Origin of the sequence: Dyella psychrodurans, from assembly GCF_003363265.1 — a bacterium.
Taxonomy (GTDB): Bacteria; Pseudomonadota; Gammaproteobacteria; order Xanthomonadales; family Rhodanobacteraceae; genus Dyella_B; species Dyella_B psychrodurans.
The window spans coordinates 566508-590816 of the sequence record NZ_QRBF01000002.1 but is presented as its reverse complement, the minus strand read 5'-3'; the positions used below and the strand labels follow the sequence as shown (position 1 = coordinate 590816).

Here is a 24309-nt window from a genome sequence, read left to right as displayed (position 1 = left end):
ATCAGCCTCGACGTCATTCCGGCCTGCGTCGGAATGACGGAACCGAAACCATCACTTAATCCGGCTCACATTCATGAAAGCTTCCGACGTCAAGAAAGGCAACGTGGTCGAACACGAAGGCACCGTCTACCAGGTGCGCGACATCGAGCGCAGCTCGCCCACCGCGCGTGGCGGCAACGTCACCTTTCGCTTCACGCTGTATTCGATTCCCGGCGGTCGCAAATTCGATCTCAGCTTGCGCGCCGACGACGATCTCAAGGAAATGGACCTGGTTCGCCGCGCCGCCAACTTTTCGTACATGGATGGCGACGCCTACGTCTTCATGGACGCCGAGGACTACACCCAGTACATCCTGGATGCCGTGCTGATCGGCGACAACGCGGGTTACATCGTCGAAAGTGTCGAGGGTTATTACGTGCAAGTGATCGACGATGCACCCGTCGGCCTGCAAGTGCCTACCAGCGTGATGCTCACCGTGGTCGACACGGCGCCGGAATTGAAAGGCGCCAGCGCCACCAAGCGCACCAAGCCGGCCAAGCTCAACACCGGCATCGAGATCCAGGTGCCTGAATACATCACCAACGACGAGAAGGTGTGGGTGAACACGCTGACGGGCGAATTCGCCGGCCGCGCTTAAGCCGTTTCCGTCGCTTTGCACGAGCGGCGTCGCCATCCGGCGACGCCGTTTTCGTTTGCGGGCATAGGGACAGCAGCCACACCGATGATGCAGAATCGGCGCATCGTCGGCATCGTCCCCTGCCATGTCCACACGCGCTTACTCGCTACGCGCCAGCGTGCTGCAAAGTTTGACCTCGACCAAACGGCCGGACGTGCCGGTGTGGGTGGTCGTGCGCAACACCGCCGCTGTCGTGCTGCCGTTGGCGATCGGCATGCTGACGGGTCATCCGCAAGCGGGACTCGCCATCAGCGCAGGTGCGCTGGATACGATGTTCTCCGATCAGCCTGGCCCCTATCGCCAGCGACTGTGGCAGCTCGTACTCGCATCGTTGGCTGCCGGGCTTGCCTCGCTATGCGGATTCCTGATCGGCGGCGATCTCGTGCCGATCCTGCTGGCAACGACGGCGTTTGGTTTTCTCGGCGGCTTGCTGGTCGTATTCGGTGCCGACATCGCGCGCGTAGGCATGACCAGCATGATCCTGCTGGTGATCACGGCGGCCACGCCCACCACCATCGATCACGCATGGGCCGGTGCCGCCTTGATCTTTGCCGGCGGCCTGCTGCTTGCGCTGTTTTCCGTCGCTGCATGGCCGTTGAACCGATACCTGCCGGAGCGCCATGCGTTGGCGACGGTGTATCGCGGGCTCGCCTCGCTCGCCAAGGAGCACACGCAGGACCAGGAGGATGCGCCCGCGCTCACCGAGGCGATGACCACGCTGCAGCAAACGCTGCTTGGCCGCCACCATGCACGCGGACGCGCCATGGAAGCGTTCGCCGCCCTGCTGGAACTGGCCGAACGCATCCGTCTCGAACTGGTTGCGATGGCGGAGATGCACGGCGCTGCGGCCATCCATGCCATGTTCCGCAACGATGCCGAGCGCGTGCTGAGCGCGATCGCCGATGCGCTCGACAGCGGCGACTCCCCCGATCAGGCCGCCCGCGCACTGCAAACGCTGCAAGCCAGCGAGCGCGCCTTGCTTGACGACAGTGCGCGCATCGATGCGGCGGCATCGCATATTCACGCACTTTCCGGCCAGTTGGCCGCGGCCGTGCGCAATGCGAACTGGGCGGGCTCTCGCGGCGAGCAACGCGCGGCGGCCGCGGAAATGAGCCTGCCGAGGGCGCTGCGCGGCGGTTCGGCGCTGGCCACGCTGCGCGCGTCGCTCACCGTGCATTCCGTCGCTTTTCGCCATGCATTGCGTTGTGCCGTGTGCCTCAGCGCCGCCCTGCTCGTCTCGCGTATCTGGCAGATGCCGCACGGCTATTGGCTGCCGATGACAGCGGCGATCGTGTTGCGTCCCGATTTCGCCGCCACCTTCAACTTCGGCCTGCTGCGCGTCGTGGGGACGATTCTCGGATTGGTGCTGACCACGGCGCTGCTATACGTCACACCGCACGATCCCTGGGCGCACCTGGCGCTGATGGCGGTGCTGTGCATGACATTCCGTTACCTGGCCACCGCGCACTACGGCATCGCCGTCGCCGCGCTGACCGGCACGGTGGTGATCTTTCTTTCGTTCGAAGGCGTGAACTCCGGTACGGCGGTGATGGATCGCGTCATCAATACCGCGCTGGGTAGCGGCATGGCGCTGCTGGCTTACGTGTTGTGGCCGACCTGGGAGCGCGGACGCGCACGCGCTGCTTTCTCCGACATGCTCGATGCGTACGCGAATTACCTGCATGCGCTGGCCAGACCGGAGCGGCGCGACACGCACCGGGAAACGCGCACCGCCGTGCGCACCGCGCGCACCAATGCGCAGGCATCGCTGGACCGCATGCAAGCCGAACCCGCGACGCCGCTGCCACTGCTGGACCTGGCCAGCGCGCTGTTTCTCAACAGCAATCGCCTCGCGCGCACCGCCATGACGCTGGAAGCCCTGCTCCACAGCGGCGACGGCCTGCCGGAACAGGCCGAAGTGACGAACTTCATCGACCGCTCGGCGTCCCAGCTGCATACACTGGCGATCGCACTCCGCGGCAACCAGGTACCCGCGACGATCCCCGAGCTACGCCAGCTGCAACGCAGCCTGGCCACCCTGCTGGCCATGGCCGACGACCGCACACGCGCCGAACAGATCGTGCGCGTCAGCGACCGACTGGTCGACAACATCAATACCCTGACGCACGTGGTGAGCCGCGGCCCGGAGGAGTCGACGGCGGCGCACGGAGAAAGGCGGGTTCATCCCTGATTGGCGCTGATTCAGCGTCCCGATAGCCCCGCTTCGACCCGTCACGGTAGGTCGCACCCATACGCGATACACTGTGGAAATGCTGAAGATCGACACCCACGCGCACATTCTGCCCCGCGACTGGCCCAACCTTGCCGCCAAGTACGGCAACGAAGCCTTTCCGGTCATGATTCATAACGACGGACGGCATCGCATCTACAAGGACGGCAAGTTTTTCCGCGAGGTGTGGGAGTCGTCGTTCGATCCGCAGCACCGCATCGACGACTACGCCCGCTTCGGCGTGAACGTGCAGGTCATCTCCACCGTGCCGGTGCTTTTTTCCTACTGGGCACCGGGTTATCAGGCGCTGGATCTGCATCGACACCTCAACGATCACATGGGCGAGGTGTGTCGCGATTTCCCCAAGCACTACGCCGGCATCGGCACGGTGCCGCTGCAATCGCCGGAGCTTGCGATCCGCGAATTGGAACGCTGCATCGACGAACTGGGTCTGTGCGGCGTCCAGATCGGTTCGCACTGCAACGAGTGGAACCTGGACGCACCCGAACTGTTCCCGTTCTTCGAAGCCGCGGCGGATCTCGGTGCGGCCGTGATGGTGCATCCCTGGGACATGATGGGCGCCGCGACCATGCCCAAGTACTGGATGCCGTGGCTGGTGGGCATGCCGGCCGAGCAATCGCGCGCGGCATGCTGCCTGGCGTTCGGCGGCGTGCTGGAGCGCCTGCCGAAATTGCGCGTGATGCTGGCGCACGGCGGAGGAAGCTTCCCGTGGACGATCGGGCGCATCGAGCATGGTTTCCGCATGCGTCCGGACCTGGTCGCCACGGACAATCCGCGCAACCCGCGCGAATACCTCAAGCGCCTGTATTTCGACTCCTGCGTGCACGATCCCCAGGCCCTGCGCTACCTCCTGGATGTGACGGGCGTCGACCGCGTGATGCTGGGTACCGACTATCCTTTCCCGCTGGGGGAGCAGGAGCCAGGCAGCGGCATCGAATCGCTGAAACTGGATGAACCAGACCGCGCCCGCCTGTTCCACGGCACGGCGCTGGAATGGTTGGGACTGCCGCGCCGTCGTTTCATTTCCGATAGATCGACTCAGGAGCACGCATGAATTTTTGGCGCTACATGGTGGTGACTATCGTGCTGGGCGTAGCCGGCATTGCGGTGGCCCAGGCCGACGATGTGAGCATGGCGTCGGGCACCGTGCATTTCAGCACGCCGTCCACCTGGGTCGGCATCATGCAGATCGATGGCGATCCTGAAGTACGCGTGTTCCAGGTGCCCGATCCCTCGCCGAGCGCCGCCGATACGCTGGCGCGCATCACCGTCACCGTGAAGCAGATCGCCAACCTGCAGGACTTCAACGACTACGTCAGCAGCGCGGTCATGAAGGCGAAGGGCATGAAGAACTACCAGCCGGGCAGCAACGCTGCGGGCGACCAGAACAGCTTCGTCTATACCGCGAGCGAAAGCGGCACGCCCTACAGCTATGTCGAGCGATACTGGTTCCGCAACGGCCACGGCATCCAGTTGCGCTGCGTACGCCCCACGTCGAGCCAGGCGGGAGCGTCATGGGCAGCAGCGTTCGATAAAGGTTGCAGCTCGCTGGCCAGCACACTAAGCATCTGATCGGTAGCGCACCCGGGTTGCTCCGGGCGCGCAGTCACCCTGCCCTGGCTGAGCGGGCAGCGCACGAACCAAGCCGGAATACCCTCGATGTCCTCATCCTACGAAGCCACCGCCGCCTGGGCCCAAGCCCGCGACGCCGCCGACCCGCTGCGCGCGTTTCGCGACGAATTCCTGATCCCGCCGCACGAAAACGGCGAGAGCCACTATTTCTGCGGCAACTCGCTGGGTCTGCAACCGCGCGCGGTGCGCGATGCCGTGAATGCGGAACTGGACTACTGGGGCGAACTAGGCGTGGAAGGCCACTTCAAGGGCCGCCTGCCGTGGATGGATTACCACGAGTTCGTGCGCGATCACCTTGCCGAAGTGGTGGGCGCGCAGCCTGAAGAAGTCGTGGCCATGAACACGCTGGGCGTAAATCTTCACCTGATGATGGTGAGCTTCTATCGCCCAACGCCGGATCGCCATGCCATCCTGATCGAGGCGGGTTCCTTCCCCACCGACCGTTACGCCGTCGAATCGCAGATTCGCTATCACGGTTTCAGTCCCAAGCTGTCGCTGATCGAGCTGGAAGGCGACGAACCGAATGGCACGATTTCCATGGCCGCCATTGAACGCGTGCTGGCCGAACACGGTTCGCGCATCGCGCTGGTGATGCTGCCCGGCGTGCAATATCGCACCGGCCAGGCTTTCGATCTGAAAGCGATCGCCGAGCTTGCTCACAAGCATGGCTGCATGGTCGGTTTCGATCTGGCTCATGCCGTGGGCAACTTGCCGCTGCGATTGCACGACACCGGCGCCGACTTCGCCATCTGGTGCAGTTACAAATACCTCAACGGAGGCCCTGGTGCCGTGGGCGGCGCTTTCGTGCATGCGCGTCACGCACATTCGGCGCTGCCGCGTTTCGCCGGATGGTGGGGACACGACAAGAACACGCGCTTCCAGATGGGACCGGAATTCGTGCCCACGCCAGGTGCGGATGGATGGCAACTTTCCAATCCGCCGATTCTGGCCCTGGTGCCTTTGCGCATATCGCTGGAAATCTTCCATCGTGCGGGCATGGCGCGCCTGCGCGAAAAGTCGCTGCAACTTACCGGTTATCTCGAATGGCTGGTGCGCAGCCAGTTGCCGGATGTGCTGGAGATCGTCACGCCGGCAGAGACCGAACGACGCGGTTCGCAACTTTCCATTCGCGTGCTGGGCGGTCGTGCGCAAGGGCGCGCGCTGTTCGATTACCTCATCGAACACGGCATCATCGGCGACTGGCGTGAACCGGATGTGATCCGCATTTCTCCCGCGCCGCTCTACAACCGCTTTGCGGATTGCCTGGCGTTTGCCAACGCGACCCGGGCGTGGCGCAATAAATGACCTCAGGCAGTTGCTCTCTGCTTGGCTGACTGCCCTGCTCGCTCCGCAGCAGCTACTCGATTATCGAAATAGCGCTTTAGCCTGAGCGCCGGCCCCTCGACCAGGTGCCACGACAACACGGCGCAAAACAGCGTGCATACCACTGTAACCAGCAAGGTTGTGAGATAGGAGTGATGGATGCCCATGACCGACACCACCATCTGCTGAACCAGAAACGCATAAATATAGATGCCGTAGGAGAAGTCGCCGAAGCGACCCGCGTTCCTCACCATCGGGGTGGAATACTCTCCAAACCAGACCACCAAGAAGGGCAGCCATACGTACACGGCGGCATAGGCGTGCTTCATGGCCACGAACAGACCCGCAAGGATCAACAACACACCGGCCATCAACGGCAGATTTGCGCGCCACTCCCGTCGCATACAGTGAAGTAGCGCCCCATAGCAGAAGAACGAACCGTATTCACAGCCAAACTTCGGCGAAAGAAACTGGCTGAGAGGATTATGTTGCACATCAAATACAAAATAGATGTACCCGGCATAAAGCAAAACCAAAACCAACAGGATGTAGCGCAAACGCGGATTCAACAGCCCGCATATTCCGGCAACCAGCAAGACCCCATACCACTCGACTTCGACAGGAATGGTCCATAGCGAACCATTCACTACATGAAGGGGATTGGCCTGAAAAACACCAGGCAAATCAAGCTTTATGCGCAAGTAAAGCTGCGAGAAGTATGCCCATGTCGTACCGGAGCGGAAATAACTGGAAAACGAGTCATGGCTAAAGATTGGCCCCACACATAACGTTGCAATCGCTGTCACAACGGCAAGACCAGGCCAGATTCGCAAGAAACGTCTGACGGCAAAACGCCATGCATGCGGATCGCGCTCCCAGCTTTGCACGACAAGATAACCGCTAGTCGCAAAAAAGATCAGGACACCCAGGGTCCCCAATTTGAACAACCCAAACGGCATGGGCTCAGGTTGATCCATGACCGCATATTGATGCGAACACAGAACCATGGCGGCAGCCAAAAGCCGAATAAAATCAAAATTGTTTGACTCGTGCCGATACTGCATCCGCTCTATCTTCCCCAGCGTGTCAACATGGCCACTCGTCGTTTATGCAGAACTGACGACCAGCTAGTGTGTTTCAAACGTCTCGCGTACTACCAGGCTTGAGGGATGACGCACCTGTCCTTGCCCTTTAACCACGAAACGCTCCACCGTCAACGCTTCAGCCCCCATCGGGCCGTAGGCATGCAGGCGAGTGGTGGATATGCCGATTTCCGCGCCCAGACCAAGCTCCCCGCCATCGGAGAAGCGGGAGGAAGCGTTGACCATCACCACGGCGGAACGGATCGCCTGCACGAAGCGCCCTGCCGCAGCATCGTCGCGAGTAACGATCACCTCGGTGTGGTCGGACCCGAAACGCTGGATATGCCCGATCGCCGCGCCGAGATCGTCGACGACGCGCACAGCGAGAATAAGATCGAGAAATTCGGCAGCATAGTCGTCGTCGGTAGCGGCACGTATGCCCGGCACCAGCGCACGCGAGCGCTCGCATCCACGCAATTCGACACCTCTTTCCTCAAGCACCTGCGCCGCTTGCGGCAGAAATGATCCGGCGACATCCCGATGCACCAGTAGCGTCTCCAGTGCATTGCAGACGCCCGGCCGCGATGTCTTGCCATCGACCAGCAAATTCAGCGCGTGCGATGTATCAGCCGACGCGTCCACGTAGAGATGGCACACGCCTTTGTAATGCTTGATCACCGGCACACGTGCATGCTCGGCCACGAAACGAATCAAGCCTTCGCCGCCGCGCGGAATGGCGAGATCGACGAGATCGCTCAATTGCAGAAGCTCCACCATGGTCTCACGGCTCAGATCTTCCACCAGCGTCAACGCCGCGACCGGAATATCGTGTTTCTCCAGAACGCTGCGCAAAACGCCTGCAATGGCGACGTTCGAATGCAGGGCTTCGGAGCCGCCGCGCAGGATCACGGCATTCCCCGCCATAAGGCACAACGCCGCCGCGTCGGCCGTCACGTTGGGGCGTGCTTCGTAGATCATGGCGATGACGCCAAGCGGAATACGTATGCGTTCCACTTCGAGTCCGTTCGGACGTGTTTCCCTGCGCGTGATCAAGCCGACCGGATCGGGCAGCGCGGCAATGTCGCGCACTGCATTGGCGACGCCGGCCACGCGTGTCTCGTCGAGACGCAGACGATCCAGCATCGCTCCCTGGATGCCCTTGGCCGTCGCCTGCTGCACGTCGCGGGCATTGGCGGCGAGGATGGCGTCGCGTTCCGCCTCCAGCGCGTTGGCCATATCGCGCAGCAATCGCCGCTTGGCTTCGCTGTCCAGCGCGAACATGGCTTGCGCGGCGTCGCGGCACGCCAAAGCCAGGGTGCGGATCTCGCTCATGCTTCCATTCCTCCATGTGTCGTCTCGGGGTTGGCGAGCGTGGCCAAGTCGTCGCGGTGCACGATCTCGGCACCGTAGCTGTAACCCAGCACCGACGCGATGTCGCGGCTGTGTCGACCGACCAGACGGCGTACTTCCGATGCGCCGTATTGGCAAAGTCCGCGTGCGATCGCGTGCTCGTCCGCATCGACGATTTCGACCAGGTCGCCTCGATGAAACTCGCCAGCCACGTCTAGGATACCTCCAGGCAAGAGCGAAGCGCGGCCACCGAGGAGCGCTCGCGCCGCGCCGGCATCCACGCGGATATGCCCGCTCCCGCCGGGCGCATGACGCAACCAATATTTTCTCGCTTGCATGCGGTTGCCAGCGACATCGAGGAGCGTGCCGCGCAACCGGCCTTGTTCCAGCGCCTTCACTGTCTCCGCGTCGCGACCGCCAAACAGCGCCGTGGGAATACCTGCGGCGGCAGCTTTGGAGGCCGCTTCCAGCTTTGTACGCATGCCGCCGGTGCCCACGCCGGTGCCGCTGCCGCCGGCCATCGCCAGCACCTCGGGCGTCAGCTGCGGCACGTGGCCAATCGGCTCGGCGCCCGGGTCGCGACGCGGGTCGGCGCTATAAAGCGCATCCACATCGGAAGCGATCAGGAGAAGGTCCGCATCCACCAAGGCGGCGACAATGGCGGCGAGATTGTCGTTGTCGCCGAGCTTCAGTTCATCGACGGCAACCGTGTCGTTCTCATTCACAACAGGTAGCACGCCTAGCGTCAGCAGCTCGCGCAGCGTCGCGCGTGCATTGAGGTAGCGACGGCGATTGCGCAGGTCATCGTGAGTGAGCAGCACCTGCGCCACGGGACGTTCCGACAATCCCTGCCACAACGCAATCATTGGCGCTTGTCCAAGCGCTGCAAGCGCCTGCCGCGCCGCCAGATCGCCACCCATAGTGGCGCGCTCTCGCATCAGTGCACGACCGGCCGCCACCGCACCGGAAGACACCAATACGACTTCTCGCCCTACTGCGTGGCTGGCGGCCATGAATGTCGACAGCGCGTGGGCATAGCGCGTCGTCAATCCGCCGCCATCCGCGGCGAGCAGGTTGCTGCCCACTTTGAGCACCGCGCGGCGCCACGATGGCAATGCCCGCTCGGGCAATTCGCGCTTTGCGGCCGTCATGACTGCAAGACCTCCAGCGGTGCTGGAATCCGATCGCCATGGCTTTTCGGCGCGGAGACAACGACGAACCGAACGTCCACCAAACCTTCGTTGCGCATCTGGTGGGCACTACCCGGCGGTACGTGCAGACCTTCGCCTTGGTGCAGATGATGAGCGATGCCTTCCAGCTCGAGCACTGCCTCGCCTTCCAGCACATAGAAGAACTGCCTCGCACATGCATGGCGATGACGCTGCTCGAAACTGCCTGGTGGCATGCGCTCCTCGATGACGCTCAGGTCATCCGTGGCAAGCAGATGCCAACCGTCGCACGACTGGCCCCAGCAATAATGTTCCGCGTTGGCAGTGCTGACTGTGGCCATGTCCAATCCGTTACGACCGTGACAGTTCTGCGAGGCGTTGCTTGAGCACATCCAGCAACAATTCGCTGCCGGCCCCAGGCGAGGTGCGCGCGGCTAGACTGACCTCAGGCGTGCGCCCCTGCCCCGCCGCAGTCGCCGCCTGCGCGGCAGCGCGATAGGCATCGCGGAACGGCACGCCCGCAGCGGCCTGCTCGATCGCGACATCGGTCGCGTACATCGCCGGCTCGATCGCCGCGCGCATGGCGGACTCGTTCCATTGCATGCGGGCGAGCAGATCCGGCATCAGTTCGAGCGCGGCAAGCCCATGTGTCACGCCGTGGAACAACGATCCCTTGGAAAATTGCAGATCGCGCTGATAGCCGGACGGCAACGACAAAAGCTGCTCGATTTCGCAACGCGAAGCCGCTACCGTGGCATACGAAGCGCGCAGCAGTTCCACCACGTCGGGGTTGCGCTTGTTCGGCATGATCGAACTGCCCGTGGTGTACTCGGCAGGCAGCGATACGAAATTGAATTCCGCGGTAGTGAAAAGCGAGAGATCCCAGGCGAGGCGGCGTGCATCGAGCATCGCGCTGCTCAGCGCCTCCATCACCGCCATTTCGAATTTGCCGCGCGACAGCTGGGCGTAGATCGGCGAAATCTGCATGCGCGAAAAACCCAGCACCTGTGTCGTATGCGCACGGTCGAGAGGCAGATTTACGCCATACCCAGCCGCCGTACCAAGCGGATTGGCATCGATCCACGCCGCCGTCTGCCGTGCGCGCCAAGCGTTATCGATGAAGCCCTCCGCAAAGCCGGCAAACCACATAGCCGTGGACGACACCACCGCACGTTGCAGATGCGTGTAGCCCGGCAGGGGAATGGCCGGCTGCGAAGCGCGTTGCAAACACACTTCCGCTATCGCGCGGCAATGCGTTTCGAGTACGGCAAGCTTGTCCTTCAGCCACAGACGCGTGGCGACAAGAATCTGATCGTTGCGGCTGCGCCCCGTGTGCACGCGACGCCCTGCATCGCCGAGTCGGTCGGTGAGCCGCGCTTCAATGGCCGAGTGGCCGTCTTCGTAACGCTCGTCCAGAACAAATCTGCCCGCACGAAAATCCTCTGCCAGCGCGTCGAGTTCGCGCTTTAGGTCCTGCATCTCCCCCGCGCTCACCACACCGATATTAGCCAATCCCTCCACATGCGCCTTGCTGGCTGCAATGTCGTTCAGGAAAAACTCGCGATCCAGCAGCACGTCGTCGCCAGCCAGGAATTTCATGATTTTGGCGTTGGTTTCGACGCCGGCTTTTTGCCAAAGGAGATCGCTCATGATTTATGTCTCTTGTCGCAGCGATGAATTGCTTTGTTACAGCGGGATCGATGTGTATTCATTCGTGCCGATGGCGCGATTGATGTTCTGCATGGCCTGGGTCGCGGCGCCCTTGAGCAGGTTGTCCAGCGTGGCGACGACGACCACACGCTTGCCATCGTCGGACATCGCGAAGCCACCGACCTCGGCGTGATGCTTGCCGGCGACCTGGCTGACCCATGGCGCTTCGTCGAGCACACGGACCAGCTTTTCAGCACCGTAAGCATGCTGGAAGCGCGCCTGCACATCCTCGCGCTTTAGCGGACGCGACAAGTACAGATTGGTGGTCACCGTCAGACCGCGAAAGTGCGGCGCCACATGCGGCATGAATTCCACCGGGATACCGAGGTGTCGGCTGGCCTCCTTTTCGTGCGTGTGACCTGTCAGCGAATACGGCATCAGGTTGTCGCGCAGCTTCTCGGGATTGTTCTTGTCCGAGGGCGTCGTGCCTGCACCCGAATAACCCGATACGCCGAAGCACACCGGTGGCGCGGCGAGCAAATCTTTCAACGGCGCGATGGAAAGTTGGATCGCCGTGGCGTAACAACCCGGATTGCTGATCCGTTTCTCGCCACGCCACTTGTCGCGTGTCAGCTCCGGCAGGCCGTAATACCACTTGCTGTCGAAGCGATAATCGGCGGACAGGTCGACGATCACCGGATCCTTGCCAGCCGCATCGAATGCCTCGACGCATACCGACGCCTTGCCATTGGGCAAGGCAAGCACGACGACATCGGCATCCAGACCTGGCAGATCCTCATGCGCCGGTGAGCTGTAACGCAGATCGCCCCGGTACTCGGAAACATGCGCGTCCACACGCTGGCCGTCCAGTTCGCGTGACGAAACGTAGGCCAGTTCCAGATCGGGATGCGCGACAACAAGGCGAATCAGCTCGGCGCCCGTGTGGCCGCGTGCGCCGACAATACCGATGCGTTTTCTCGATGTGCCCATGACTGCTCAATCCACCAATGTAGGTTGTCGCACGGCGCAATGTTCGACGCAACGAGCGATCGTGTCGAAATCGTCCAGGCCGTACCAGAACACCTTCCAGCGTTCCTGCTTGTAGCAACCGTCGGATTCCGAGTAATAGAAATGATTGATCTGGTTGCCGTGGCGCGAACGCCAGAACAGGCGTGGATTTTCCTCGCGCATTACCAGCCACACCGCACGACCAAGACCTTCGCCCTGTGCATCGTCCAGCACCGCGAATTTGTCGAGATAGACCAGGCCATCCACGTTGGTGAGGATCATCGCGGCGCGATAGTTTTCACTCACGTAGATGCGATAAGGCTCCGTGCGCTCGAAATAATCGTCGACCACCTTGCGGCCGAAGCTGGACTCGATAAGCGTACGCATGCGCGCACGATCCACGCCTTCCCAACTCTCGAAGCGGAACACTCTCTCGCCACGACGCACCAGCGTGCCCGAACCCTTGTGCGTGAACAGCTCCTTGGCGAGCTCCGACGGACGTGTGATCGACACGGAAGACGTCAGCGGCAGGCTCTGCAGCAAGTCCGCAATCTGTTCGATCTTCACGCGCATGCCGCCGTTGATCCACGGCTGCGCCATCAGATGCTCGAACTCGGTGCTCAGGTTGATGGAGTCGATCACCTGCCCTTTGTCGTCGAGCAGCCCACCCGTGCCGGTGAGGAACACGATCTTGTACGGCTGCAGCACGCGCACCAGTTCGTTGGCGGCGAAGTCGGCGTTGATGTTGAGAAACTGGCCTTCATCGGTTTCACCAAGGCTTGCGATCACGGGAATCGACCCGGCGCGCAAACTCGCCTCGATCGGCGCGAGGTTGATGCTATCGACCTTGCCGACCATCCCGTAGACATCCTTGTCCAGAAAGCTGGACATGAAAACGCCGGATGGAACGGACGTGGCGCGCGTATCCATGGCCTGCAACGCTTCAACCAACCGCAGGTTCTGCTGCTGGAAAACGCGGCGCACGATGCCCAAGGCCTTGGGTGACGTGACGCGCAAGCCGTTGACGGTCTGTTTGGTGATCCCCGCGGCCTGCAGCTCTTCATCCAGCTGCGGGCCTGCGCCGTGCAGCACGATGGGCGTAAGACCCACTTGCTGCAGGAAGGTGAGCGAAGAAGTCAGGTCGTTCAATTCATCGCGCAGCACCGCACCACCGACTTTCACGACGGCGAAGCGCTTGGCATCCAGCTGCGAGAAGCGCTTGAGGTACTGCTGGATTTCCTTGGCGCTGCCCATCGCGGAGAGCAGACGCACAATGGTCTGGCGGGTGTTCTTATGCGATTCCACGGTTCACGATCTCGTAGATGGTGTCGACATAGGTTTGCAGTTGGTCGAGCGCGACCCATTCGTCGGCGGTATGCGCCTGGGCAATGTCTCCCGGGCCATAGACGAACGAGATGTAGCCACCCGCCGAAAACAAGGCGGCCTCGGTCCAGAAATTCACCGCGTTTCCAACAGGGATGCCCAGTTCGTCGGCGATATCGCGCGCGGCAAGACGACGCGCTTCGGCCGTCGCGGTATCGCCGGCGGGAAGCGACATGCCGCGAAACAGCTCGGTATACGTCGCGGGCTTCGGCTCGACCAGACTGCGGAAGGTGTCGAGCAAATGATCCGGATCCATGCTCGGCAACGGGCGGAATCCGAAGCGCACATCCGCGGTTGGCGCGATCATGTTGGCCTTGATGCCACCTTCGACACGACCGATGTTGAAGCGCAATCCAGTGAGCCCGCCAAAACGCTCATGCGATTGACGATCCACGTAATCGAGCGCCGCCGCACCCCAACGGATCGCCTGATGCAACGCGCTGTCGCTGGGTCGCTGCTCGCCTGACGCATGACCCGCCTGCCCTGCGAAACTCATCTGCACGGAATGAATGCCGCGATGCGCAAGCACCGCCTCGCACCTCGTCGGCTCGGCAACGATGACAGCATCGTAGTTGTGTCCTTCGCTCAGGAAAGCCGCAATGCAACGCGGGTCGTTGGCTTCCTCGTCGGTGGAGAACAACAGTGCCAGATCGCCCTGGCTGGCGTTCGCCACGGCAACCAGCGCTGCCGCCGCGCCTTTGATATCGCACGCCCCGAGGCCGATGGCACGATCGCCGTCGACCTGCAGCACATGCGGGTCACTCTTCCAGTGCGGCGAATCGGGCACGGTATCCAGGTGTACGTTGAACAGATATTTCGGCTTGCCGCGCACGGCATACATCGTCACCGCACCGGCGCCATGATCGCTAACCGTCACCGTGAAACCCGGCAAGTGTTCGCGCAGGTAATCGAAGATGTCGCCCGTGCCAATGTTGCGCGGCGGGTTGCGCGTGTCGTAGCCGACCAGCGCCTTCAGATGCGTCAAGGTGGCCTGCAGCAGTGCACTCATCCTCGGTTGACCTCGGCCCACAAGGTGCTGCTCATGCCGAAGAGCTTGATGAAGCCTTCCGCTTCCGCCACGCCCCAGTCGGCGGCCTGCGCGTAGGTGGCGCCCTTGGCATTGAGGATGTGCTTCGATTCCACGGCAACCGCATTGATGATGCCGCCGGATGTTTCCAGCGTCACATCGCCGTTGACCTGCGACTGGCTCGATGCGAGGAAAGCCTCAAGGTCGGTTTTGAGAGGATCGTGGAAGAAACCTTCGTAAACCAATTCCACCCACTTACGTGCGACGTCGGGTTTGAAACGGTTCTGGTGCTTGGTGAGCACGGCTTCTTCCAAGGCACGGTGGGCAACCAGCAGTGCAGTCAGACCGGGCGCTTCGAAAATGATGCGGCCTTTCAAGCCGATGGTGGTATCGCCCGTGTAAATACCGCGGCCCACACCGTATTGCGCCAGCAGGCCATTGAGCTTGGCGAGCATCTTGTGACCGGCGATCTTTTCGCCGTCGAGCGCCACCGCTTCACCGTTCACGAAGGTGATCTTCAGGCGTAGCGGTTTGGACGGCCATTCGGCGCGCGGTTTGCACCAGCCGATGGCACCTTCGCCTGGGGTCTGCCAGCGGTCGATTTCGCCGCCGGACATCGTCACGCCCAACAGGTTTTCGTTGATGGTGTAGGCCTTCTGCTTCGCGCGCACGCCGAAGCCAAGCTTTTCCAGGTACTTCTGTTCGTAAGCGCGTACTTCGGTGTGCTCTTTCTGGATTTCGCGGATCGGGGCCACGATCTCGTAATCGCCCTGCGCCTTGACGGCAAGATCGAAGCGAACCTGATCGTTGCCCATGCCCGTGCAGCCATGCGCAATCGCCTTGGTGCCGAGCTCTGCGCAACGCTTGAGTGCAGCGTCGACGATCAGGTAGCGGTCGGAAACCAGCAACGGATACTGTCCCTGATAGCCTTCGCCAGCCCATACGAACGGCTTGACGAAACCGCTCCAGATCGCCGGACCGCCATCGACGGTGACATGGCTGGCTGCCTTGAGCTCCTTGGCGCGCGCCTCGATATAGGCGCGCTCTTCATCGTCGACACCGCCGGTATCGGCGAACACCGTGTGTACGGCCCAGCCGCGCTCCTGCAGGTACGGGATGCAGAAGCTCGTGTCGAGGCCACCGGAAAAAGCGAGAACGATGTCTTTGCTCATGATGCGAAGTCCAGAAGATCTATCGGTAAAAGGAAAGGGTTTACACAGATTCGATGACAATGCGAGGCTCGCAGCGCACCGGGAAATTGACGGAGTTGGCAATAAAACAGGCGTGATGGGCGTCTTCGTGCACGCTTGCGGCGCGCTCGGGATCGCTGTCGGCGGTGATCGTGACGAGCGGTTTCAATACGACTTCGGTAAAGCGCCCGTCTTTGCCGTGCTCCGCCAGCGTTCCTACGGCGGAATCGACATATCCTGTGACGACGACCCCCGCCTCCGCAGCCAGATGCAAATACCACAGCATGTGGCAGCTGGAGAGCGCTGCCACCAGCAATTCTTCCGGATTGTGCTTCGTGCCATCGCCACGAAAGACAGGGTCCGACGAGCCTGCTATCGCCGGCTTGCCGGCAACGCGAACCTCGTGCTCACGACCGTAGCCTTGATAAGTCTTGGTACCGTTGCCGCGATTGCCGGTCCACACCACTTCGACCGGATACAGATGCTGGTTATCCCCCATGACGGCGCCCCTCGGCTTGTTGCATCAGTTCCAATAATTCGCTGTCGCGCCGGCTGTTGCGCTCGCTCAGGCCCTTCAGAACACCCGCACGATTCGCGTCAGGATGGTTCTGGCTCAATTTGAACTTGCCCTCGATGCGGTCGATCGAGATTTCGATGCCCACGATGTGGCGCAACATGCTCTCGATGTGATCTTCCGGCGCATCGCTGACATGCCAGGGGGTTGGCTGATTTGCTTCGTGCCGATCCGTCAGTTTCTCGAGCAGCTGACGCAGCCATGCCTTGTCGTCGGTTACGCGCAAACGGCCATGCACGTGGACGACGGCGTAGTTCCATGTTGGCACTTCGCGCCCTGTTTCATGCTTGCTCGGATACCAATTTGGGCTGATATAGCCATCCGCGGCCTGAAAGATCACCAGTACAGACGCGCCATCGGCATTCGCCAGTTCGTTGCCTCGCGCGACATGACCATGAAGCATCGTGTCGCTCGCCAGTTCGAAAGGCAGATGGTTGGCGGCCAGTCCGCCATCGCCGTGCATCACCACCGTGCCGAACGGATAGGCACGGATCAGCGCATGCAAAACGTCGAGGCGCGTTTCATGAAAGGACTTGGGCAGATACATGCGTGTCCTTGCGCGTCAACGGTGCGCGATCAGCGACGACATCACCGCCTTCTGCACGTGCAGGCGGTTTTCGGCTTCGTCGATGGCGATGCAGGCGGGCGAATCCATCACCGCATCGGTCGCCTTGATATTTCTGCGCAGCGGCAGGCAATGACTGAAGACGCCGTTGTTGGTCAGCGCCATCTTCGCTTCGTCGACGATGAAATGCTTGTGCGCGTCGCGGATAGGCTTCTCGCCTTCCCAACGACCAAAGAACGGCAACGCGCCCCAGCTCTTGGCGTAGACCACATCGGCGCCGCGATAAGCCTCTTCGATGTTGTGACTGACCTTGAGCGAACCACCGTTTTCCTTGGCGTTTTGTTCGCCGAACGCCATGTAGCGCTCGTCGAGCACGTAGTCCGGCGTCGGACAAAGCAGCGTGACGTCCATGCCCATTTTCGTGGCGATCAGCAGCGCCGAATTCGCCACCGCCGTATTCAGCGGCTTGGGGTGATAGGTCCAGGTGAGCACGTACTTGCGACCAGTGAGATCGCCAAAGCGTTCTTTCAGCGCCAGCGCATGCGCGAGTTCCTGGCAGGGATGCGTGATCGTCTCCATGTTGATCACCGGCACCGTGGCGTATTGCGCGAAAGCCTTGATCACCGAATCTTCGCGATCGATCGACCAATCCTGGAATTTCGGGAAGGCGCGCACCGCGATCAGATCCACATAGCGGCTGAGCACGCGCGCCACTTCGGCGATGTGCTCTTCCGCTTCGCCATCCATCACGACGTTCGGCCGGAATTCGATCGGCCATGCATCCTTGCCGGGCGACAGCACGATGGCGTGGCCGCCGAGATGGAAAGCGCCAAGTTCGAAACTCGTGCGCGTGCGCATCGACGGATTGAAGAACAACAGCGCCACGGATTTGCCGGCGAGCTGCTGACCGCGCGGCGAACGCTTGAACGCGGCGGCCTGCTCGAGCAGCGCGTCGATCTCGGCACGGCTGTAATCCTGGGTAGTGAGGAAATGGCGAAGCGTCATCGTTGACTCCAGTCCGAAAAAGCAAAAAACCCGGCGCAAAGGCCGGGTTTTGTCGTCGTATTACACATGCAACGTGGCGACAGCCTACCCGGCCGAATGTCGGTCCAGCGGTCGGCGCGCACGCGACGTCATGCCAGCAGCCATGCGGGCGCTGGTAAGAACGGTGGCGGTATAGACGGCTGCGGACATGGGTGTTCCGGGTGGTTGAACTTTAATCATGACCGGATTTTCGCTGCCACGCAACAAAAAATTAAAGGCGACCGTGCCGGAGCGACGGTCGCCTTCAAGAGGCCGAGGAAAACGTTTGTTCGTCAGTCGGCCGGGGCCACGCTCACCCGCACGCGCAGGCGTTCGCCCGGGTCGTAACTCAGACGCGACATATAGACATCGCCGTGATAGCGGTATTCGACGTCGTAGCCGATGATCTGGCGCTGCTCGCTCACCTGGGTGCCCGGCTGGCAGACGGTCTGGTTGGAGACCGTGGTGCTGCCGCCGCTGGCCACCGAGTTACCGACCGCGCCACCCACGACCGCGCCACCCACCGTGGCAGCGGTGTTGCCGCGGCCGTGACCGATGGTGCTGCCGAGCACGCCGCCGACAACGGCGCCGAGCACCGTACCGATGCCCTTGTTGCTAGGCGTCTGCTGCACGACTTGCTGGTCGTAGCACTGCTGCGTGGGCGTAGCCGTGCGCGAAACGCCATACACCGGATCCACGCGCAGCACATCCGCCCAGGCATAGTGAGCGTTGTCGCCACCGGCACCCGGCGGAGGACCGCCAGCACCCTGCGGCGGCGGTGGCGGCGGATAACCGCCGTCCTGCGCAAACACGCCGGTGGAAACCACGGCCAGCGCCAGCAGGGGAACCAACAGCATCGTTTTATTCACAAACATCCTCCGAATGGGGGGCATGAAAAGCGCCATTTGCGCATAGTGTGATTCCAGCAAATTCACGCTGAATCCACGCTTAGAACAAGCGTTGCGAAATGTATCTCTCAAAATGTTCTCCGGAATGTCCTGACGCCCCGCCTGCGGCGGTGCCGCAAGACCTTGTTAAGATGGCCGGCCAGCCCGCGCCACCACCCGACGGACCCAAGCCCCATGCCGATCTCGCTCTACAACAGCCTCAGCCGCCGCATCGAGCCCTTTGCCCCGCTCGATCCGAACCGGGTGACGGTGTATCTGTGCGGGCCGACGGTCTACAACTACGTGCACATCGGCAACGCACGCGGGCCGGTGGTCTTCGACGTGCTGATCAAGCTCTTGCGCCGGCATTACCCGCACGTAGTCTATGCCCGCAACATCACCGACGTGGACGACAAGATCAATGCCGCCGCGCTGGAACAAGGCGTGCCGATCGGCAACATTACCGGCATCTTCAGCGAGGCGTACAAGCAAGACATGGCGGGGCTCGGCATCGCGCCTCCCGACATCGAGCCGTATGCCACCGCGCACATCGGCCAGATCATCACGATGATCGAAACGCTGATCGCCACCGGGCACGCCTATGCGGCGGAAGGGCACGTGCTGTTCGACGTCGGTTCCTACCCGGCCTACGGCGAGTTGTCCGGACGTGATACCGACGAACTGATCGCAGGCGCCCGCGTCGAAGTGGCGCCGTACAAGAAAAACCCCACTGACTTCGTGCTGTGGAAACCTTCCACGCCGGAGTTGCCCGGCTGGGAGAGCCCGTGGGGCCGCGGTCGGCCCGGCTGGCATATCGAATGCTCCGCGATGACCGCCGCGCATCTTGGGGAAACCATCGACATCCATGCCGGCGGCGTGGACTTGCAGTTTCCGCATCACGAGAACGAAATCGCGCAGTCCACCTGCGCGCACGGTGGCAAGGTGTTCGCGCGCTGGTGGCTGCACAACGGCATGCTGACCTTCGACGGGCGCAAGATGTCCAAGTCGCTGGGCAACGTGCTGCATGTGCATGACTTGCTCAGGAAGCACCCGCCGGAAGCGCTGCGCCTTCTGCTGCTGCGCGGCCATTATCGCCAGCCGCTGGATTGGTCGGACGCAGCGATCGCGCAAGCCATCAGCACCCTGGATGGCTGGTATCGGGTACTGCGTGACCTGAGCGACGTCGCGCTCGACCCCGATCAGCCGCTGCCCGTGCCCGAGCGCCTGGAAGCAGCGCTCTGCGACGATCTCAATACGCCGCAGGCATTGGCCGAGCTGTCTCTGCTCGCCGATGCCGCGCGCCAGGCGCCCTCCGCCGCCACGAAGACAGCCCTGCTGGGTGGCGGCGCCGTGCTCGGTCTGTTGCAGGACGATCCCGAGGCCTGGTTCAAGCATGCCGGCGGCAGCGCCGTGGATGCCGATCGCGTCGAGGCATTGCTGGAGGAGCGTCGCACGGCCCGCGCAACTCGCGATTTCGCGCGCGCCGACGCCATTCGCAACGAATTGAGCGACATGGGCGTGGTCATCGAGGACGGTGCCCAGGGCACGCGCTGGAGCGTCGTAAAGCGCTGATTAGCCGAGGTTCGGCCAAACCGCGCGATAATAGGCGCCATGAATACGATTGCCCCAGCCAGCGCCGCGCAAGCCCAGCAGGATATCGCCGAGGAGTTCGCCTTCTTCGGCGACTGGACGGAGCGGTATCAATACCTGATCGACCTCGGCAAGCAGTTGCCGCCTTTCCGCGACGAGTGGAAAACCGAAGAGCACCGCGTGCACGGTTGCCAGTCCATGGTGTGGCTGGTACCCAGTGGCGATGCGTCTCGCATGCATTTCGAAGCCACCAGCGACTCGGCCATTGTCTCGGGCCTGATCGCACTGGTGCTGCGCGTGTATTCCGGTCGCTCCGCGGCGGAGATCGTGGCGACCGAACCGGCCTTCATCCAGGAGATCGGCCTCGCCAAGCACCTGTCGCCGACACGCTCGAACGGCCTGGCCGCGATGCTGGTAAAACTGAAAGCTTACGCCGCAGAGAAGCTGAGCTGAAACGACAAAGCCCCGCTCGCCGGCGGGGCTTTGCTCTCAACCAGCGCGTATCAGGACGCGAGGACGTTCAGTCGCCCATCTGCTTCTGCAGGTGTTCGCGGCGCTCCTGCGCGTCGAGCGACAATGTGGCGATCGGACGAGCGTCCAGGCGCTCCAGGCCGATTTCCTCGTCGGTCTCCTCGCAATAACCGTAGCGACCTTCCTCGATGCGGCGCAGTGCCTTGTCGATCTTGGAGATCAGCTTGCGGTAACGATCGCGAGTACGCAGTTCGAGCGAGTTTTCGGTCTCGCGCGTCGCACGTTCGGCTTCATCGCCCACGTCGCGCACTTCGTCGCGCAGGTTCTCCATGGTCTGGCGCGACTCTTCCACCAGCTGTTCGCGCCATTCGCGAAGCTTGTTGCGGAAGTACGCCAGGTGACGGGGATTCATGTACTCCTCGTCATTGGAAGGGCGATATCCCTTGGGCAGGTCGATGTTGACCGTCGTAGGCAGCGCGTAACGGCCGTCTTCGCGGGTCACGCCATTGTCGAGAGTTGTAGCGGAACTATTCATTGAGGACTGCGTGGTCTTCTGTTTCTTGGTGGGGGTGTGGGTGGCGCTTGCTACACGTGCCGTCGGTCCGACGGCGCTGGCTACCTTGCCGGCAATGGGCGGACGACTGGCCGGGGTTGCCGGCGCGTGCGGCGCAACCGGTGCGGATACTTTCGGTGCAGGCTGGGACTTGGCCGGCGCAGGAGCGGGTTTGGGAGCGGGTTTGGCAGCAGGCTTCACAACGGTCTTTTCAACGATTTTCTTGGCGGGTGCCGGTTTGGCGGGGGCGGCGTGCCTGGCTTGCGGCTTGGCCACGACTTTCTTCACCGGCGCGGCTTTCTTCGGTTCCGGCTTGGCGACTTTCTTGGCGACAACCTTGGCAGGCGCCTTCTTGGCCGGAGCCTTGGCGGGCGCTTTCTTCACCGCAGCCTTCTTCTCGGGCGCGGATTTCTTCGCGGACTTGGCAACGGCGACCTTGGCCTTGCTGACCTTGGCGTCGTGGCCCTTACCCGCAGCCTTCCCATTGTGAGCTTTCTTGGCGGCGGTCGTGTTACGCGTGGTTTTCGCCATTTACCTTCACCATTTTGGCCGTGGCGGCCGGGTGTTATAGCCCAATATCCTTAACACCGGCAACCTTCCTTCTGGAATACTTGTGGCCCTGGGTCGGATGCCACAAGCAGTTTCGGCAACGTGAATGCCGTGAGTCGATTTATCCTTTTACTACTTCGCTTCTACAAGCGCTTCATGAGCCCCCTGCTCGGACAGCGTTGTCGCTTTTACCCCAGTTGCTCCGATTATGCACGGGTAGCAGTCTCCCGTTTCGGTCCCTGGCGTGGAAGCCTCCTGGCCGGATGGCGCATATTACGCTGTCAGCCCCTCTGTGCAGGAGGCAATGATCCCGTGCCCGAGCATTTCCACCTTCCCCGCTGCCGCAACCATGGAGAACCGCATGTCCACTGACTGGCTGATCAAGAACGCCGAACTGGTCAACGAGGGACGTCGTTTCTACGCCGACGTGCGCGTCAGGCACGGCCACATCGAAACCATCGGCGGCGGCCTGAATGCGCGTCCGGGCGAAGAAGTGATCGATGCCACGGGATTGTGGCTGCTGCCCGGCATGATCGACGACCAGGTGCACTTTCGCGAACCTGGCCTGACGCACAAGGCCGATATCGCGCACGAATCGCGCGCCTGCGCGGCGGGCGGCATCACCAGTTTCATGGAAATGCCCAACACCAGGCCGCCCGCGCTCGACCGCGAGTCGCTGGAGGCCAAGTACAGTCGCGCGGCCGAAACCTCGGCCGTCAACTATGCCTTCTATCTGGGTGCCAGCAACGACAACCTGGAGGCGATCCGCAAGCTCGATCCCAAGGCGGCTCCGGGCATCAAGGTATTCATGGGCGCCTCGACCGGCAACATGCTGGTGGACAACCCCGAAACCCTGGACGGTATCTTCCGCGAAGCGCCGACGCCGATCATCACGCACTGCGAAGACACGCCGATGATCGACGCGCTGCACGCCAAGGCACGCGAGAAATACGGCGACGACATTCCAGCGTGGGAACATCCGCTGATTCGGTCGCGCGAGGCCTGCATCAAATCGACCAGGCTCGCCATTTCGCTGGCCCGGAAGCACGGCACACGTCTGCATGTGCTGCACATCTCCACCGCCGACGAACTGGCGTTGTTCCAGCCCGGCCCGATCAAGGGCAAGAAGATCACCGCCGAAACCTGCGTGCATTTCCTGCATTTCGACGACACCGATTACGAACGGCTGGGCTTCCTGATCAAATGCAATCCCGCGATCAAAACCGCGGCGGATCGCGAAGCCATCACCAAGGCCGTGGCCGAAAGCCGCATCGACGTGCTCGCCACCGACCACGCGCCACATCTGCTGGAAGAAAAAGCGCTGCAGTACGACAAGGCGCCGTCCGGGCTACCCCTGGTGCAATTCGCGCTGCAGGCCGCGCTGCAGCGCGTGCATGAAGGCAAGTTGACGCTGGAGCGTGTCGTCGAAGCGGTCTGCCACGCACCGGCCATGCTGTTCGACGTGCACGAGCGTGGCTTCCTGCGCGAAGGTTATGCGGCGGATCTTGTGCTGGTGGATCCGCGCAAGCCGCATACGGTGCGACGCGAGGAAGTGCTGTCCAAGTGCGGCTGGTCGCCGTTCGAAGGCTACACGTTCAACAGTTCGATCGCCGCCACCTTCGTCAACGGAAAGCGTGTATGGGACGGCACGCGCATCGATGACAGCGTGCGCGGCGAACGCCTGGCATTCGATCGATAAACGACGCTTCTTGTGCCGGCCTTCGAACGAGGCCGGCGCAGCACTCAGTGTGCGGCAGCCAGCACGATATGTACCGGACCATCGTTGCCGGAACGACCCAGCACACTGATGCGTGTGTCGTTGAAGGCCAGCAGCTGGCCGCCCTGCATGATGTGCGCGGAAACGGCGAAATCCGTCCCGTCGCCAAGATCCTTAGGCTCGTAGCTCAACACAAAGGTCACGGGCGACGCGCCCACCGGCGAGATACGATCCTTGGCGATCACGCGCGGCAGCGCGTCCTGCCGGCTGACATCGGAAAGCACGACTTCCAGGTGCGCATCAGGCGGCAGCGGTTGTGCAAGGCTGTACTCGACCTCGCCGATCAACGATTTCATCAATACCTGTTGCTGCGGCGGTGCTTTTTCCTTGCCGAAGTGCGGCATCCAGCCACACGCGGCAAGCGCGAGCACACCGATCAGCAATAAGGCACGTCGCATGTTCATGGGAATCCTCAAGACCATGGCTCAGCCGGCTTTGGGGCGTTCCGCGCCGTAGCCGCCGGGCACACCCTTGCTTGCATACGCTACGGCGTCGTGCGGATGCAGGCTTTCCTGATGCTCCAAACGCACATGGAAATCGGCGATGCCGCTGTCGGCGTCGAGCGCACGCTGGATGCGG

General features: G+C 62.1%; 25 protein-coding genes. 9 read left to right on the top strand and 16 right to left on the bottom strand.

Features of this window, described 5'->3' with window-relative positions; all coding sequences use genetic code 11:
• The first annotated feature begins 73 nt into the window (after window positions 1–73).
• From efpL to kynU, 5 genes are all read left to right on the top strand, one after another.
• Window positions 74–637, top strand: coding sequence for an elongation factor P-like protein EfpL (gene efpL / locus DWU99_RS08900; RefSeq protein ID WP_115477643.1), 564 nt, complete (start codon window positions 74–76; stop codon window positions 635–637).
• Between the two features lie 124 nt (window positions 638–761).
• Entirely contained in the window at window positions 762–2867 is a 2106-nt protein-coding gene (locus DWU99_RS08895; RefSeq protein WP_115477642.1) for an FUSC family protein, read from the top strand.
• A 79-nt stretch (window positions 2868–2946) separates the two neighbouring features.
• Window positions 2947–3981, top strand: coding sequence for an amidohydrolase family protein (locus DWU99_RS08890; protein ID WP_115477641.1), 1035 nt, complete (start codon window positions 2947–2949; stop codon window positions 3979–3981).
• On the top strand, window positions 3978–4499 hold the full coding sequence (locus DWU99_RS08885) for a hypothetical protein (RefSeq protein ID WP_115477640.1): 522 nt from the start codon (window positions 3978–3980) through the stop codon (window positions 4497–4499). Before DWU99_RS08890 ends, DWU99_RS08885 begins: the two co-directional genes overlap by 4 nt.
• Before the next feature lie 87 nt (window positions 4500–4586).
• Complete coding sequence (gene kynU / locus DWU99_RS08880; RefSeq protein WP_115477639.1) at window positions 4587–5864, top strand: kynureninase; 1278 nt, start codon at window positions 4587–4589, stop codon at window positions 5862–5864.
• A 2-nt stretch (window positions 5865–5866) separates the two neighbouring features.
• On the opposite strand, the gene DWU99_RS08875 is transcribed toward kynU, so the two are convergent.
• From DWU99_RS08875 to DWU99_RS08815, 13 genes are all read right to left on the bottom strand, one after another.
• Window positions 5867–6946, bottom strand: a complete 1080-nt coding sequence (locus DWU99_RS08875) for an acyltransferase family protein (RefSeq protein ID WP_115477638.1) — start codon at window positions 6944–6946, stop codon at window positions 5867–5869.
• Between the two features lie 63 nt (window positions 6947–7009).
• The gene (locus tag DWU99_RS08870; protein ID WP_115477637.1) at window positions 7010–8296 is read right to left on the bottom strand and encodes a glutamate-5-semialdehyde dehydrogenase; all 1287 of its coding nucleotides are present in this window, start codon (window positions 8294–8296) and stop codon (window positions 7010–7012) included.
• Window positions 8293–9465 (bottom strand): glutamate 5-kinase, encoded by a 1173-nt coding sequence (gene proB / locus DWU99_RS08865; RefSeq protein WP_115477636.1) that lies wholly within the window; start codon window positions 9463–9465, stop codon window positions 8293–8295. Before proB ends, DWU99_RS08870 begins: the two co-directional genes overlap by 4 nt.
• Complete coding sequence (locus DWU99_RS08860) at window positions 9462–9824, bottom strand: cupin domain-containing protein (RefSeq protein ID WP_115477635.1); 363 nt, start codon at window positions 9822–9824, stop codon at window positions 9462–9464. Before DWU99_RS08860 ends, proB begins: the two co-directional genes overlap by 4 nt.
• Before the next feature lie 10 nt (window positions 9825–9834).
• A complete protein-coding gene (gene argH / locus DWU99_RS08855) occupies window positions 9835–11133 on the bottom strand; it encodes an argininosuccinate lyase (RefSeq protein ID WP_115477634.1) in 1299 nt (432 codons plus the stop codon).
• Window positions 11134–11169: 36 nt separating this feature from the next.
• The gene (gene argC / locus DWU99_RS08850) at window positions 11170–12123 is read right to left on the bottom strand and encodes an N-acetyl-gamma-glutamyl-phosphate reductase (RefSeq protein ID WP_115477633.1); all 954 of its coding nucleotides are present in this window, start codon (window positions 12121–12123) and stop codon (window positions 11170–11172) included.
• Between the two features lie 6 nt (window positions 12124–12129).
• The gene (locus tag DWU99_RS08845) at window positions 12130–13395 is read right to left on the bottom strand and encodes an acetylglutamate kinase (protein WP_425476811.1); all 1266 of its coding nucleotides are present in this window, start codon (window positions 13393–13395) and stop codon (window positions 12130–12132) included.
• Between the two features lie 37 nt (window positions 13396–13432).
• Window positions 13433–14533, bottom strand: coding sequence for an acetylornithine deacetylase (locus DWU99_RS08840; protein WP_115477631.1), 1101 nt, complete (start codon window positions 14531–14533; stop codon window positions 13433–13435).
• A complete protein-coding gene (locus DWU99_RS08835) occupies window positions 14530–15726 on the bottom strand; it encodes an argininosuccinate synthase (protein ID WP_115477735.1) in 1197 nt (398 codons plus the stop codon). The genes DWU99_RS08840 and DWU99_RS08835 overlap by 4 nt, the downstream gene beginning before the upstream one ends.
• Window positions 15727–15763: 37 nt before the next feature.
• On the bottom strand, window positions 15764–16240 hold the full coding sequence (locus DWU99_RS08830; protein WP_115477630.1) for an OsmC family protein: 477 nt from the start codon (window positions 16238–16240) through the stop codon (window positions 15764–15766).
• Window positions 16230–16862, bottom strand: coding sequence for an FMN-binding negative transcriptional regulator (locus tag DWU99_RS08825; protein ID WP_115477629.1), 633 nt, complete (start codon window positions 16860–16862; stop codon window positions 16230–16232). The genes DWU99_RS08830 and DWU99_RS08825 overlap by 11 nt, the downstream gene beginning before the upstream one ends.
• A 15-nt stretch (window positions 16863–16877) precedes the next feature.
• A complete protein-coding gene (locus DWU99_RS08820; RefSeq protein ID WP_115477628.1) occupies window positions 16878–17885 on the bottom strand; it encodes an N-acetylornithine carbamoyltransferase in 1008 nt (335 codons plus the stop codon).
• 311 nt (window positions 17886–18196) lie between these two features.
• Window positions 18197–18778, bottom strand: coding sequence for a glycine zipper 2TM domain-containing protein (locus DWU99_RS08815; RefSeq protein WP_233510991.1), 582 nt, complete (start codon window positions 18776–18778; stop codon window positions 18197–18199).
• 207 nt (window positions 18779–18985) lie between these two features.
• On the opposite strand from DWU99_RS08815, the gene cysS reads away from it, so the two are divergent.
• Entirely contained in the window at window positions 18986–20362 is a 1377-nt protein-coding gene (gene cysS / locus DWU99_RS08810) for a cysteine--tRNA ligase (protein WP_115477626.1), read from the top strand.
• A gap of 39 nt (window positions 20363–20401) precedes the next feature.
• Window positions 20402–20833, top strand: coding sequence for a SufE family protein (locus DWU99_RS08805; RefSeq protein ID WP_115477625.1), 432 nt, complete (start codon window positions 20402–20404; stop codon window positions 20831–20833).
• 67 nt (window positions 20834–20900) lie between these two features.
• Here DWU99_RS08805 and dksA read toward each other — a convergent pair whose 3' ends face one another.
• On the bottom strand, window positions 20901–21935 hold the full coding sequence (dksA, locus tag DWU99_RS21190; protein WP_233510990.1) for an RNA polymerase-binding protein DksA: 1035 nt from the start codon (window positions 21933–21935) through the stop codon (window positions 20901–20903).
• Between the two features lie 174 nt (window positions 21936–22109).
• Here dksA and yidD point away from each other — a divergent pair, with 174 nt between their 5' ends.
• Window positions 22110–22325, top strand: a complete 216-nt coding sequence (yidD, locus tag DWU99_RS08795; RefSeq protein WP_233511008.1) for a membrane protein insertion efficiency factor YidD — start codon at window positions 22110–22112, stop codon at window positions 22323–22325.
• Window positions 22315–23652 (top strand): dihydroorotase, encoded by a 1338-nt coding sequence (locus tag DWU99_RS08790; RefSeq protein ID WP_115477624.1) that lies wholly within the window; start codon window positions 22315–22317, stop codon window positions 23650–23652. The genes yidD and DWU99_RS08790 overlap by 11 nt, the downstream gene beginning before the upstream one ends.
• Before the next feature lie 44 nt (window positions 23653–23696).
• Here DWU99_RS08790 and DWU99_RS08785 read toward each other — a convergent pair whose 3' ends face one another.
• A complete protein-coding gene (locus DWU99_RS08785; RefSeq protein WP_158543251.1) occupies window positions 23697–24134 on the bottom strand; it encodes a YbaY family lipoprotein in 438 nt (145 codons plus the stop codon).
• 21 nt (window positions 24135–24155) lie between these two features.
• Window positions 24156–24309, bottom strand: a 154-nt coding sequence (locus DWU99_RS08780) for a GTP cyclohydrolase, FolE2/MptA family (RefSeq protein ID WP_199535739.1), incomplete at its 5' end; no start/stop codon positions are given.

Bases quoted from the DNA above. Each gene is read 5' to 3' on its own strand.
- DWU99_RS08830 (WP_115477630.1), bottom strand. From the start codon at position 16,240: ATGGGGGATAACCAGCATCTGTATCCGGTCGAAGTGGTGTGGACCGGC.
- DWU99_RS08825 (WP_115477629.1), bottom strand. From the start codon at position 16,862: ATGTATCTGCCCAAGTCCTTTCATGAAACGCGCCTCGACGTTTTGCAT.
- kynU (WP_115477639.1), top strand. From the start codon at position 4,587: ATGTCCTCATCCTACGAAGCCACCGCCGCCTGGGCCCAAGCCCGCGAC.
- proB (WP_115477636.1), bottom strand. From the start codon at position 9,465: ATGACGGCCGCAAAGCGCGAATTGCCCGAGCGGGCATTGCCATCGTGG.
- DWU99_RS08785 (WP_158543251.1), bottom strand. From the start codon at position 24,134: ATGAACATGCGACGTGCCTTATTGCTGATCGGTGTGCTCGCGCTTGCC.
- DWU99_RS08790 (WP_115477624.1), top strand. From the start codon at position 22,315: ATGTCCACTGACTGGCTGATCAAGAACGCCGAACTGGTCAACGAGGGA.
- DWU99_RS08890 (WP_115477641.1), top strand. From the start codon at position 2,947: ATGCTGAAGATCGACACCCACGCGCACATTCTGCCCCGCGACTGGCCC.
- argH (WP_115477634.1), bottom strand. From the start codon at position 11,133: ATGAGCGATCTCCTTTGGCAAAAAGCCGGCGTCGAAACCAACGCCAAA.
- DWU99_RS08805 (WP_115477625.1), top strand. From the start codon at position 20,402: ATGAATACGATTGCCCCAGCCAGCGCCGCGCAAGCCCAGCAGGATATC.
- DWU99_RS08860 (WP_115477635.1), bottom strand. From the start codon at position 9,824: ATGGCCACAGTCAGCACTGCCAACGCGGAACATTATTGCTGGGGCCAG.
- DWU99_RS08870 (WP_115477637.1), bottom strand. From the start codon at position 8,296: ATGAGCGAGATCCGCACCCTGGCTTTGGCGTGCCGCGACGCCGCGCAA.
- DWU99_RS08875 (WP_115477638.1), bottom strand. From the start codon at position 6,946: ATGCAGTATCGGCACGAGTCAAACAATTTTGATTTTATTCGGCTTTTG.
- efpL (WP_115477643.1), top strand. From the start codon at position 74: ATGAAAGCTTCCGACGTCAAGAAAGGCAACGTGGTCGAACACGAAGGC.
- DWU99_RS08885 (WP_115477640.1), top strand. From the start codon at position 3,978: ATGAATTTTTGGCGCTACATGGTGGTGACTATCGTGCTGGGCGTAGCC.
- argC (WP_115477633.1), bottom strand. From the start codon at position 12,123: ATGGGCACATCGAGAAAACGCATCGGTATTGTCGGCGCACGCGGCCAC.
- cysS (WP_115477626.1), top strand. From the start codon at position 18,986: ATGCCGATCTCGCTCTACAACAGCCTCAGCCGCCGCATCGAGCCCTTT.
- dksA (WP_233510990.1), bottom strand. From the start codon at position 21,935: ATGGCGAAAACCACGCGTAACACGACCGCCGCCAAGAAAGCTCACAAT.
- DWU99_RS08895 (WP_115477642.1), top strand. From the start codon at position 762: ATGTCCACACGCGCTTACTCGCTACGCGCCAGCGTGCTGCAAAGTTTG.
- yidD (WP_233511008.1), top strand. From the start codon at position 22,110: ATGAGCCCCCTGCTCGGACAGCGTTGTCGCTTTTACCCCAGTTGCTCC.
- DWU99_RS08840 (WP_115477631.1), bottom strand. From the start codon at position 14,533: ATGAGTGCACTGCTGCAGGCCACCTTGACGCATCTGAAGGCGCTGGTC.
- DWU99_RS08845 (WP_425476811.1), bottom strand. From the start codon at position 13,395: ATGGGCAGCGCCAAGGAAATCCAGCAGTACCTCAAGCGCTTCTCGCAG.
- DWU99_RS08815 (WP_233510991.1), bottom strand. From the start codon at position 18,778: ATGTTTGTGAATAAAACGATGCTGTTGGTTCCCCTGCTGGCGCTGGCC.
- DWU99_RS08820 (WP_115477628.1), bottom strand. From the start codon at position 17,885: ATGACGCTTCGCCATTTCCTCACTACCCAGGATTACAGCCGTGCCGAG.